We start from the raw sequence: 12,178 nt of genomic DNA on the forward strand, positions 1-12,178 counted from the left end.
GGATGAACCATGAATTGGCACCACGAGGTTCGTCGCATCAGCGAACGGTCCGCCACCGCAGGTCGGCTGGCCAAATGGTTGACTCCAGGCATGAACGTCAAGCGTTACTTCGCCTTATTGATCATCAGCCTGAGCATCTTGATGGTGGGATTCCTGCATTTCGTGTGGACGGGCCCCTACCGTTTCATCGCCACCAAATGGATTTTGTTTCTCAACAGTTTCACCAACCCTGAACTGATGCCCCTGTGGGCTGTGGGTTTGATTGTGACCCTGCTGGCCCTTTCGGGAGCCATCTGGAGCGTGTTCAAACTCAACCGCACCTTTCTGAAGGCCACGGGCCTGGAACCCTCCCAGGCTGCAGACCACATGTATTCCCGCAATGCCCTTGCACGAGGTCCCAAAATTGTGGCCCTGGGGGGCGGAACTGGACTCAGCAACCTGCTTTCGGGCCTCAAGGAATACACCAGCAACATCACCGCAGTGGTGGCCGTGACCGATGATGGCGGCAGCAGCGGAAAACTGCGCCGGGATTTGCAGATGATTGCCCCCGGAGACATGACCGACTGCTACGCTGCGCTCTCAGATTCGCCTGTGCTGGCCCGCCTGCTGTTGCACCGTTTTTCCAGAGGAGAAGGCATCCAGGGCCACACCTTCGGGAACCTGATGCTGGCCACCCTCTCAGAAGAAAAAGGCCACTTTGAAGGTGCAGCCCACGACCTCAACGACATCCTGAAAGTCAGGGGCCGGGTCTTTCCAGCCACCCACGATCCTGCTGTGCTGGTGTCCGAACTGCAAACCGGAGAACTGATCTTCGGGGAAAGCCACCTGGCCGAACAGCGTCAGGGCCGCAAAATCGAACGCATCCGGCTGGATCCTCCCGAAGTGCGTGCCCCCCAGGAGGTCATTGATGCCCTGCTGGACGCCGAAATGATTGTGATTGGCCCGGGAAGCCTCTTCACCTCCCTGATCCCCACCGTGCTGGTGCCAGAAGTGCGAAAAGCCATTCAGCACAGCAAAGCCCGCCTGATTTACGTCACCAACATCATGTCTGAACCCGGAGAAACCGACGACCTCAGCCTGGAAGCCCACATCGACATGTTGATCCGGCACATGGGACGCGAACCCGACGTGATTCTGGTCAACGACAGCCCCCTGCAAAAAGATGTGCTGGAACGCTACCAGAAAGAAGGCGCACGGGAGCTCAGCAAAGACCCCCTCCCCGAAAAATGGCTGGGTCGGGTGGAGCGGGCACCCCTGGTGGCCATGGGCAGAGGCCAGCACGATCCCTATCTGGTGTCGCGGGCCATCACTGAACTGCTGTATACACCCAGACGCAAAACCCATCACTGATTCTCACTTCTTCTCCCCTCAGTCAGCCCTGAAATTCAGGGCTGGTTTTGTGTTTCTGGGTTCTGGTGTTTCTGTGCAATGCTTTAAAACCAGCACCCTCTCTAACATCCCCCTGACATTCATCTGGGCTTGTTTTATACTGCCAGAGTGCTCATTTCTGCTGTTCTTGCAACCCTTTTGCTGAATTACCCCGATCCCAGTGGGGACCACAGAGGAGATGGCACCTACCATCTTCCTGAAAACCTGACTTCCACTGAACAGAGCAGCCTGGACCTGCGCAATTTCACGGCCAGCGATGACAATGGAAAACTCAGCCTGGAAGTGGGCCTCGGTGCCCTGGCCAACCCCCTGAAAGCTCCCCTGGGCTTTTCCACAGCCATTCTGGACATTTTCATCAAAACCCGGGTGGGAGGCAGCACCACCCTGGGAGAGACTGGTTTTGAAACCCCGCCTGGTCAGGGCTGGCAGTACCACCTGCACCTTTCCGGGTTCAACAAAGACTTCTACCGGGTGCCCAAATTGACCCCGGAAAAGCTCAAATCAGACGACATCAAAGTCACGCCATCAGGAACCACCCTGCAGATCCAGACCCCCATTCCGGCTGGACAGTACGAATACTGGGTGACGGTCAGTTTGTTTGATCCCCTCACCCCGGCAGGACTGGTATCACCCGGAAACGACAACAACCCCTTTCACCTCACCAGCGCACTCAACAACCCACCTGCTCCGGTGGATGTGCTGGCGCAAGGAGACCAGGGACGGGCCTACATCCAGCGCACCCTGCCTCCAGTGGGGAACCTGCAGGACTTCAGGCCCTGGATTCTGCTGGGCATGGGCATTCTGGGGGTGATTGGCGTGGTGGTGGCCACCATCATGCTGATGAACCGCAGGCCCAGAACAGAGCCCAAGCAGAACTACGAGTACCGGGCGAACCTCGACTGACATGGCCTACTTCTGGTTGCTGACGGCTGCCGCCCTGTGGGGACTGCTGGGCATTTTTGGCAAACTGGCGGTGCAGCAGGGGCTTGCTCCACTGGAAGTGGCGTTCTGGCGTGCTGTGATGGCGGGAAGCCTGTATTTTCTGCACAGCAGAATCACCCGTGACCTCCCTCTGAAAGCTGCAGATGCTGCGGTGACGGTGCTGTTCGGCTTGCTGGGAGGCAGTGTTTTTTATGGCTCCTATCAACTTGCCGTGAACACCGGAGGGGTGAGTCTGGCCAGTGTGCTGCTTTACACAGCACCTGCTTTTGTGGCCGTCATGGCCCGCGTTTTCCTGAAAGAAGCTTTTGGTCTGCGCAACCTGATTCTGGTGTTTCTGACCATTGTGGGGGTGGCCCTGATTTCTCTGGGAGGAGGCAGCAAGGTGCAGGTGACTGCTCAAAGTCTGGGCTGGGGACTGCTGGCAGGTTTCACTTACGCCCTGTATTACCTGTATGGCAAGCTTTATTTTCACAAATACAACCCCATCAGCCTTTACGCCCTGGCCTTGCCTGTGGCAGCGGTGGGGCTTTATCCCTTTGTGGAGTTTCATGCCAAAACCCCGCTGGCCTGGGGGATTCTGCTGTGCATCGGGGTGTTCAGCACCTACTTCGCCTACTGGGCTTATGGGATTGCCCTGAAACGCATCCCCACCGTGCAGGCCAGCGTGATTGCCAGCCTGGAACCCGTGATTGCTGCAGGATTGGCTGCACTGGTCTTCCATGAATTCCTGGCTCCTCTGGCCCTGCTGGGAGCCGCACTGGTTCTGGGTGCTGTGGTGATCACCACCTTGCCTGTGAAAAGATAAACCCCCTGCCTTTACCCCCTGCCTTTACCCCCTGCCTCTCATTTCATTTGAGGCTGTCCCCCTGAGGAGGGGGACGTTGGTGGTTGTGCAAGATTCAGGGCACTGCTTTTTCCACTGCAAATTCCCACTCAAAAGACCGGTCCCATGGAAGGCCTGCGCCTTTCACCACATAACCTGAGAAGAGTTTCAGTTCTGGAATCACTTTTTGCAGGTACTCCCAGGCTTCTTTTGAACCCATCTGGTTTTCCTGAAAATGCGCCCGGATGTCTGGTCTGAGCAGCGCACTGAACAGCACATCGTTGGCATACTCGTAAGCCAGGGTTTCCTGCTGTTTTTCGGGGTCCACGCCAGACAGGGCCAGTTTGGCATGTGAAAGGGCGGTGCCCAGGTTGTTGCCAGGGGTGCCCCATCCAGACAGGCTCATCAGTTGCTGGGTGCGGCCCAGGGTGGTGAGGTCTTTCCACAGGCGCACGGTGCCCTGATTGACCCGGTTCACATCCACCACGCTGAGGGGGCCTTTCACATGGTTCAGGGCCACAGCCGTAAAACGGGGATCTGTTGCAGAACCATTGAACACAAACAGGGTGAGGTCTGCATCTCCTTCGGTCACCTCGAAACCCACGCTGCCTGCATGGAGTTTCACGCTCTCGATCAGGGGGAGGCCATCGTATTTGATGACGGTGCTGGCTTTCGAGGGATCAGAAAAGAGGATTTTGACGGTTTTCTTCTCCGGGCTCAGGTAACTGGTCACCAGTGCCGCCCCCACCTCATCCGCACCAGGGTAGAGTTTGATGTTCGGGGCCAACAGGGGTTTCAGGGCTTCTGCTTCTTTGACTGCGGGAGACCCGGAAACGGCGTCGTCCCAGGTGACCCTCAGGTCCTTAAAAGCCCCTGCTTTTGCCCACTGCATCATTTCCCGGATCACGGTCAGGTTGCGTTCCCGGAATTTTGCATCCGGGTATCTGGGAATGGTGATGCTGGCATACACGGGTTTTCCGGTTTTGTGTTGCCATTCCCGCACCACCTGCAAGCGCTCGACGGCTGTCTCTGGAGGCAGATCCAGCGTTCTGGATTGCACCAGACCCCCATAAGCCACACTGTCCAGGGCAACAATGAGCACCTCTGCATCCGTCTGCCGCAAAATCCAGTCGTGGATTTCTTGAATGTCTCCGGAGGTTTGCCCCCTTCCCAGACGGTACCAGGGCAAAATCCGGGTTTCTTTGTTTTTTAAAGCCGCCAGTTTTTCGGGATAGATGCGGTTCACCGGACGGCTGTCCAGGGGCAGCAACGCCACCTGTGCAGAGGCCACAGAGGAAAGCAGCAAAGCAGAGATCAACAGGGGTTTCATGCTCTAGAGGTAACACACCAGGGCCAGAACGCCATGAGGAGAGGATTCACGGTATGATGGTTTGACTTCCCACAGGAGTTTTCATGTTCTGTTGAGCTGACCCTTTCACACCAAAAGCCTTTTCCACCCGCTTTCTTTCAGATGTGAATGGAGGTCACAATGTCATCTCTGGAAATTTATCTGCAGGTCATCCGTGAAGGTTTCCCGGACCTGCAGCTGCAAAATGTGGAATTCAATCGGGACGGCCTGTGCAACGATGTGGTCATCGTTGACCAGGAGTGGGTGTTCAGGTTTGGTCAGGACGACTGGGCCAGAAACCTCTTTTCCCAGGAAGCCCGGGTGCTGGAACTTTTGAAAGGCAGGCTGAATGTTGCCCTGCCCCATCTGGAGGCGCAAACCTCCCAGTATGTGATGCACCGTTACCTCAAAGGGACAGAATTCACCAGAGCAGCATTGCTCAGTCACCCTGTTTCAGCAAGGGAGAAACTGCTGGATCAGCTTGGAGAAATGCTGCACCAGCTGCATTCCATTCCCTTTGCCACCCTGGACCAGCAGGGCATTGGCCGTTCTCCAGCTTTCAGGGACCGGGACTGGTGGATCAGGTTTTACCAGGAGCTGGAAAATGAACTTTTTGACCACCTGAACCGTTACCAGCGCAGTCAGGTGGCAGCACACTTTGAGCCTGTGCTGTCGGGTACCTTGCCCTGGTCCTCGCCTGAAGTGCTGATCCACTGCGACATCACCAGTTACCACCTGCTGTACGACCCAGAAAAAGTGGAGCTCTGTGGTCTGCTGGATTTCGGGGTGGCCGGGAAAGGCGATCCTGCCACCGATGTGGCCGTTTTGCTGCAACACTGGGGGGAAAGTGTGGTGTCCAGAATCAGCAAAACCTACCCCATGTGGCATGAGGTCATTGATCGGGCACGCTTCTGGATGGGTACGCTGGAGTACCAGTGGGCACTGTCTGCCCTGCGCGGAGACCAGAGCATGCGCTTTGTGCATCTGGGCAACCCCAGAGATGTCTACCCTGTGGGACATCAGGGCTGAAACATTCAGGAGGGCAGTCGAAAGGCTGCCCTCCTGTTTTGTATGGATCAGGAAGGGTCTGAATCCAGAGGCAAAGTCCGGTAATTCTTCAAAGCCTCCAGTATCTCTTCAGGCTCCCGGTCACCCCGGAAAATCAGGTCGCTGGGTGCAGGATGGGGCAGGTGGGTGGTCAGGAATTCCGTCCAGTAGTACAGCTCCAGATCGGTGCCTCTGCCTTGCAGCAGGAAACGGATGATTTCCAGGTACTCCTCGTCGTGGACGAACACAAAGCGCTTGACCCGGCAAAGGGCGATTTGTGCAAACTCCAGAGCAGCCACGCTGTCTGAGAGGCCCCAGAAATCGGTCAGCACATAGTTTTTGCCTGTCAGGCGATTGAAACGGTCCAGTTGCTGCTGGTACTCGTGGTTTTTGGAGGCGGCTTTTTCCAGGGTCTGGGCCAGCTCTGCCATTTGCCGGAGCAGTTCGGGTGCGGGAGGAGCAGGGAGAAGCACAGGGCGAACTTTCATGCTTCAGGATAAACTGAAACCCCAGGGAGGGACATGCCTTCATCTTTACCCATGCTCAGTTTAAAAGCCTTGAATCGGGCAACTTTACAACGCCAGCACCTGATTGGGCGCTCAGGAATGCCTGCACTGGACATGGTGCAGCACCTGATTGGCCTGCAGGCCCAGATGCCCAATCCGCCTTATGTGGGGTTGTGGACCCGCCTGCAAAATTTTGAAAAAGAGGACTTGACCCGCCTCATCAAGCAGAAACAGGTGGTGCGGGCGGCCCTGATGCGCTCCACGCTGCATCTGGTTTCCGGGCAGGATTACCTGCAGCTCAGGCCTCTGATCAAGACAGTGCTGGAAAGGCAATACCTGGGCAGTCATGGAAAGCAGATGGTGGGTCTGGATCCTCTTGAAGTGACGAGGGCAGGGAGGGAATTGTTGTCGCAGACCCCGCTCAACAATCAGGAACTGGGTCGGGCGTTGCAGCAAAAGTGGCCAGATCGGGATGCGCAGGCCCTGGGTTATGCGGTGCGCAACTTTGAAGGTCTGATTCATGTGCCTCCTGCGGGCACCTGGGGCGACCACCGTTCCCCATTGCTGGTCCCAGGAGAGGTGTACCTGGATGCAGAACTGGACCCAAAACCCAGCCTCGGGAACCTGCTGCTGCGGTACTTGCAGGCTTTTGGTCCCGCCACTTTAAAAGACATGACGGTCTGGAGTGGCCTGACCCATCTGAAGCCTGCCCTCACAGAAATTCAGCCAGCTTTGCAGGTGTACCGGGATGAGCAGGGAAAGGAACTGTTTGATCTGGCAGAAGTGATCCTTCCAGATCCCGAAACCCCCATTCCACCAAAATTCTTGCCTGACTTTGACAACATCTTGCTGTCCCATGCAGACCGCAGCCGGATCATGGCTCCAGATTTCAAGGCCAGGGTGTTCACCAGCAATGGCATCATCCGGGCCACGGTGCTCATCGATGGATTTGTGCAGGGCATCTGGAAGGTGCAGCAGAACAAAAAAAGAGCTTCACTGCAGATCGAGATGTTCCAGACCATTGCCGCTGCAGATCAAGATCTTTTGCAGGAAGAAGGCCAGAAATTGCTGCACTGGATGACACCTGATGCTGAAAAACATGAGCTGATCTGGCAGGTTCCAGCTTTTTGAAAGAAAGTGCGCCATCTGACATCAAAAGTGTCTTTTCTTTCATTTGTTTTTTAACAAGCAGGCGCAATGATGGGCGTATGAACCGAATGGGCCAATTGCGCCAAGCTCTGAAACAGGCTGTTCAGGATGAAAACCACTACCTCAACGAACAAATTGCTCCCCTGGCTTCCCATCTGGAAGTGCATTTGCACCGTTATTTTGAGGCCGATGAAAAACACGTCTTTTTTCCCAAAGCAGGCAAAAATGGGGTGGACCCCCAGACCCCTCACCTGAAAAACCACCTGCTCTATGATTTGCAACCAGATGGGTTTGTGTGGTTTGAGCTGCAGGTCGTGCTGGAGGAAGGAACCCTGCATGACACCATCAAAGTGGCCATCGGCCTGAAAATCGACAGTGCTTACCAGTGGCATGTCAAAACCAATCCAGAACTGGAATTCCCAATCTACAAGCGCCACGATCTGGACATGCATGAATTTGCTGAACGCATCTATGATCTGGTGCTCGAACAGGTGCAGGGAAGGTTTCGCCAGAAGATCAAAGCGGCCCTCTGAGGGTTTGAGATGAGAATTTTTGAGGGCTGCTGATACACATCAGCAGCCCTTTCTGTGTTTTGAGAAGCAGTGAGCTGCATGACCAGCAGGCCTGCTCCTGAAATTCAGCAGGACGTTGTAAACTGCTGGAGTGAACGTAAGGAACTTCAGCATCATCGCGCACGTTGACCATGGGAAAAGCACCCTGGCAGACCGCATCCTCGAAAAACTCGGGGCGATGGGAGAACGCGACAAACGCGACCAGACCCTGGACACCCTGGAACTGGAACGCGAACGTGGCATCACCATCAAGAGCACACCTGTGCGCCTGACCTACCAGAGGCCCAGCGATGGGATCTCTTACACCTTCAACCTGATTGACACGCCCGGACACGTGGATTTCAATTACGAGGTCTCCCGCAGCCTCTCTGCCTGTGAAGGGGTTCTGCTGCTGGTGGACGCCTCGCAGGGGGTGGAGGCGCAGACCATTGTGAACGCCTACCTCGCCATCGACAACAACCTGGAAATCATTCCGGTGATCAACAAGATCGATTTGCCTGCTGCAGATCCTGAAGCAGCGGCCAGAGAACTTGAAGAAGTGATTGGCATCTCTGCAGAAGATGCCATCCTGGCTTCGGGCAAATCGGGCATTGGCATTGAAGACATCCTGGAAGCCATTGTGGAACGCATCCCTGAGCCTCCAGGTGATCCGGAAGCGCCCCTGAAAGCCCTGATTTTTGACAGTTTCTATGATGCCTATCAGGGTGTGATCAGCTTCATCCGGGTGCTGGAAGGAACTTTGCGCCCCAAAGACACCATCATGATGTGGTCCACAGGCAAAACCTTCGATGTGGACAAGGTGGGTTTTTTCTCTCCAGGTCTGGTGGTCGGAGATGAACTGGCAGCCGGAGCGGTGGGCTGGGTGGCCGCCAGCATCAAGGACATTCACGATGCCCTGGTCGGAGACACCATCACCCAGAAGGACCGTCCCACCGAAACCCCGTTCCCTGGCTTCAAGGCTGCTCAGCCTGTGGTGTTCTCGGGTCTGTACCCCACCAGCACAGAAGATTACCGCAAATTGCGTGAAGCACTGGAAAAACTGCAACTCAATGATGCTGCTTTCAGCTTCGAGCCTGAAACCTCAGAAGCCCTGGGCTTCGGGTTCCGTTGCGGCTTCCTGGGCCTGCTGCACGCCGAGATCGTGCAGGAACGTCTGGAACGCGAATTCGATCTGGATTTGATCGCCACGGCCCCCGCAGTGGTCTACCGCCTGACCCTTTCAGATGGAACCGTTCTGGAAACCCAGAACCCTGCTGAGTTCCCCACCCGCGACCGCATTGAACTGATCGAGGAGCCTTACATCAAGCTCTCCATCATGCTCCCAGAAGAGTACGTCGGACCTGTGATGCAACTGCTGCAGGACCGCCGGGGTGTCCTCATCACCATGAATTACCCTGGTCGCCGTGTGGAACTCCTTTACGAGGTGCCCTTCGCAGAGATCCTCTACGATTTCCACGACAGACTCAAATCCATTTCTCGCGGTTACGCCAGCATGGACTACGAACAGATCGGCTACCGTGAAGGCGAACTGGTCAAAGTGGACATCATGGTCAACAACGAACTTGTGGACGCCCTCGCTGTGATCATCCACGAAGACAAGGCCTACTCTCTGGGCCGCAAAATCGTGGACAAAATGGCCGATGTGATCCCCAGACAGATGTGGGCCGTGCCCGTGCAGGCCACCATCGGGGGCAAGATCATCGCCCGTGCCACCGTGAAAGCCTACCGCAAAGACGTGCTGGCCAAGTGTTACGGCGGAGACATCTCCCGCAAGAAGAAACTGCTGGACAAACAGAAAAAGGGCAAAGCCCGCATGAAACAGATCGGAACCGTGGAGGTGCCCCAGGAAGCCTTCCTGGCGGTGCTGTCCAACGACGACGATTAGATCCCCCTGCTGCTGCTTCCTCTTCTGGGAGCACTGAGGCTTAAATTCCCCTGCCTTTCGCGGTGCTCAAGGCTGTCCCCCGTCAGCGTTGGGGGATTTTTGGTTGTCCAGGATGGTTTCCAGCTAAGAACATCCACCAACCCCCCTTCGTTAAGGGGGGACAGTGCGAGCTTTAGCGAGCACAGGAGGGATCTCACCCGCAGAACTCCAAAACGCCCACCCAGCACCCTCTACTTCAAATGCCCCTTCACAAACGCTTTCACAGCTTCCCAGGTTTCCTGACCTCCAAAAATGCCCATTTCGGGGCGCAGGATGCTGGCTCCATGCTTGCCAAATTTCTGGGGGGTGAACAGGGTTTTCTGGGGGCTTTTCACGGCATTAAAGATGGCTTTTGCTGCAGCGGCTTCGCTTTTTGCGCTGGTGATGAAGACCGCGGTGCTGCCCAGTTTTTTGGCTGCATCCTTGACGGTGTTGTTGCCCTCAAGGTATTCATCTGGGGAGAAACTGAGGATGGCTTGGACTTCGGGGTGTCTGGCGGCCACCAGAAAAACCAGGGCCGAGGTGTAACTGCTGCCCAGCAACCAGATGGGTTTCTCGGGGTAAGTGGCCTTTGCCCAGGTCAAGGCTGCTTCAAGGTCGGGCAGGGTTTCCATGAAGGTCGAGGATTTGCCTGCCTGCAAGACGGTCTGGTTGTCTGCATCAAACAGAGAGCCTCCCGAGCGCTGGTCCAGGGCCAGTCCTGCAAAGCCCAGTTTCACAAATTCTGGGGCAATGGGGGCATATTCGGCTTTGTTGGACCCTGCCTGATGGAACATCAGCAGCACGGCTTTTGCGGTTTTGCTGGGGTAATGGGTGGCGTGCAAGGTCAGGCCATCGCTGGCTTTCAGGGTGAGGGGGCTCTGGGCCAGTGCGACACTGCCCAGCAACATTCCACTTGAGAACAGCACTTTGTTCAGGGTTTTCCGGTTCATGCTTCTCCTTCGATCACGCACCAGACCTCGGTGATGGGTCTGCTTCCATCTGCGAGGCCTGCCAGATAACTTTCACACCAGGGACCAATGCGTTTGACCTGGTGTTTTTCCACCCAGGCTTCCAGGGCCTGATAGGCCAGGTACAGGTGGCTGTAATCTCCTGCATGCAGGGTGCGGATGGTTTTGCCAGAGCATCCGGCTGAGGTTTCTGGTCCGGCAGCATGGACGGGCAGACACAGGATGGCCTGATAATGGTCAGGGTCAAAACCACCCTGCGGAGGATGGTAGGTGTAGGGGGCTTCTGTGGGTTTGAGGTTTGCTGCCCTGGCCTGTTCCAGCAGGTTCTGGTAAACCCGCTCCCGGTCCAGTTCGGCGGTGGTCAGCGAGGTGGCATGCGGGCAGGTCAACACCGCAAATGGAGGATTTTCTTGCACCCCCACAGGGTAATCCTGCATGTTCTGCTGGGCCAGATAGACTTTTTGCAGCAGTTCCTGTTTTTCACGGATCCACATTTCCAGCCGTGAAGCGTGGATCTGCAGTGCCTGCTGGACGGTCAGGTCGGCCTGGGCCACCTGCTGCACATCGTCCAGGGACAAATCCAGTTCCCTCAGGCTGCGGATCCTTTCGGCCAGTCCGCGCTGGTAGAAACGGTAGTAGCGGTATCCGGTTTCAGGATCCACCACCGCGGGCATCAGCAGGCCCACCGACTCGTAAAAGCGCAGGGCTTTGACGCTCAGACCGGTCAGCTGGGCAAAACGCCCAATGGAAATCAGTTTTTTCATGCACCTCCTCTGAAATGAGGGTACAACCCGTCCCTTGCAGGAGGGTCAAGGGGTCACTTCAGGTGCTGCTTCACAAATGCCCGGACTGCGCTCCAGACCTCGGTGCCTCCAAGTTGTTTCATTTCGGGCCGCAGGATGCTGGCCGCATGGATGCCCAGTTTGTAGGGAATGAACATGGTCTTGTTGGAGTTGGGCAGAACGTCATAAATGTGCTGACAGGCCAGAATTTCACTGGAGGTGTGCATTCCTGTCAGGAACACTGCGGTGTTCTTCAGGGTTTTTGCTGCGTCCCTGACACTGTGATCCGTGTCCAGGTATTCAGCAGGGGAGAAGCTGAGCACGGCTTTGACTTCGGGATGTCTGGCGGCCACCAGAAAAACCAGGGCCGAGGTGTAACTGCTGCCCATCAGCCAGATGGGTTTCTCAGGGTATTTCTGCCTGGCCCACAAAACAGCCCCTTCCAGATCAGGCATCACCTGCTGAAAGCTGTACAGGCCTGGATTGGCCCGGATGGTCTGGTTGCTCTCTCCAAACATGGGCCCTCCGAAACGCTGGTCGGTGGCAAGTGCTGCAAAACCCAGCTTCACGAACTCTGGAGCAATGGGGGCATATTCGGCTTTGTTGGAGCCAGACTGGTGAAACATCAGCAGCACGGCTTTTGCCGTTTTGTTGGGGTAATGGGTGGCGTACACCGGAAAACCATCGGTTGCTTTGAAGGAAATCACCTGCTGGGCCTGGGCAGGGACTAGGTTGAACATAAGGAC

The 12,178-nt window shown here is 56.0% G+C and carries 12 protein-coding genes; 7 read left to right on the plus strand and 5 right to left on the minus strand.

The annotated features are described in order from the left end of the window. The first annotated feature begins 9 nt into the window (after positions 1–9). The 3 genes from IEY52_RS20520 (at position 10) to IEY52_RS20530 (ending at position 3,136) form a co-directional block, all read left to right on the plus strand. Positions 10–1,350: a gluconeogenesis factor YvcK family protein gene (locus tag IEY52_RS20520; protein WP_189006176.1), complete on the plus strand. Its 1,341-nt coding sequence runs from the start codon at positions 10–12 to the stop codon at positions 1,348–1,350. 147 nt (positions 1,351–1,497) lie between these two features. Further along, positions 1,498–2,292, plus strand: coding sequence for a glucodextranase DOMON-like domain-containing protein (locus IEY52_RS20525; protein ID WP_189006180.1), 795 nt, complete (start codon positions 1,498–1,500; stop codon positions 2,290–2,292). A 1-nt stretch (position 2,293) separates the two neighbouring features. Beyond that, entirely contained in the window at positions 2,294–3,136 is an 843-nt protein-coding gene (locus IEY52_RS20530; RefSeq protein WP_189006183.1) for a DMT family transporter, read from the plus strand. 94 nt (positions 3,137–3,230) lie between these two features. Here IEY52_RS20530 and IEY52_RS20535 read toward each other — a convergent pair whose 3' ends face one another. Then, a complete protein-coding gene (locus IEY52_RS20535) occupies positions 3,231–4,484 on the minus strand; it encodes a DUF4127 family protein (RefSeq protein ID WP_189006186.1) in 1,254 nt (417 codons plus the stop codon). 159 nt (positions 4,485–4,643) lie between these two features. Here IEY52_RS20535 and IEY52_RS20540 point away from each other — a divergent pair, with 159 nt between their 5' ends. Further along, complete coding sequence (locus IEY52_RS20540; protein WP_189006189.1) at positions 4,644–5,531, plus strand: phosphotransferase family protein; 888 nt, start codon at positions 4,644–4,646, stop codon at positions 5,529–5,531. A 47-nt stretch (positions 5,532–5,578) separates the two neighbouring features. Here IEY52_RS20540 and IEY52_RS20545 read toward each other — a convergent pair whose 3' ends face one another. Further along, positions 5,579–6,037, minus strand: a complete 459-nt coding sequence (locus IEY52_RS20545; RefSeq protein ID WP_189006192.1) for a bacteriocin immunity protein — start codon at positions 6,035–6,037, stop codon at positions 5,579–5,581. Between the two features lie 33 nt (positions 6,038–6,070). Between IEY52_RS20545 and IEY52_RS20550 the strand changes: the two genes are divergently transcribed. The 3 genes from IEY52_RS20550 to lepA all read left to right on the plus strand — a co-directional run bounded on the left by IEY52_RS20550 (position 6,071) and on the right by lepA (position 9,661). Beyond that, positions 6,071–7,186 carry a winged helix DNA-binding domain-containing protein gene (locus IEY52_RS20550; protein WP_189006195.1) on the plus strand — a complete coding sequence of 372 codons (1,116 nt, stop codon included), beginning with the start codon at positions 6,071–6,073 and terminating at the stop codon, positions 7,184–7,186. Positions 7,187–7,263: 77 nt separating this feature from the next. Then, complete coding sequence (locus tag IEY52_RS20555; protein WP_189006198.1) at positions 7,264–7,737, plus strand: hypothetical protein; 474 nt, start codon at positions 7,264–7,266, stop codon at positions 7,735–7,737. A 130-nt stretch (positions 7,738–7,867) separates the two neighbouring features. After that, positions 7,868–9,661, plus strand: a complete 1,794-nt coding sequence (lepA, locus tag IEY52_RS20560; RefSeq protein ID WP_189006201.1) for a translation elongation factor 4 — start codon at positions 7,868–7,870, stop codon at positions 9,659–9,661. 230 nt (positions 9,662–9,891) lie between these two features. On the opposite strand, the gene IEY52_RS20565 is transcribed toward lepA, so the two are convergent. From IEY52_RS20565 to IEY52_RS20575, 3 genes are read right to left on the minus strand one after another with little or no spacing between them, the layout of a single operon-like run. After that, positions 9,892–10,632, minus strand: a complete 741-nt coding sequence (locus IEY52_RS20565; RefSeq protein ID WP_189006205.1) for an alpha/beta hydrolase — start codon at positions 10,630–10,632, stop codon at positions 9,892–9,894. Next, positions 10,629–11,414, minus strand: coding sequence for a MerR family transcriptional regulator (locus tag IEY52_RS20570; RefSeq protein ID WP_189006209.1), 786 nt, complete (start codon positions 11,412–11,414; stop codon positions 10,629–10,631). The genes IEY52_RS20565 and IEY52_RS20570 overlap by 4 nt, the downstream gene beginning before the upstream one ends. 53 nt (positions 11,415–11,467) lie before the next feature. Then, on the minus strand, positions 11,468–12,172 hold the full coding sequence (locus IEY52_RS20575; RefSeq protein ID WP_189006212.1) for an alpha/beta hydrolase: 705 nt from the start codon (positions 12,170–12,172) through the stop codon (positions 11,468–11,470). Between the last annotated feature and the right edge of the window lie 6 nt (positions 12,173–12,178).

It is taken from the genome of Deinococcus roseus (genome assembly GCF_014646895.1).
Taxonomy (GTDB): Bacteria; Deinococcota; Deinococci; order Deinococcales; family Deinococcaceae; genus Deinococcus_C; species Deinococcus_C roseus.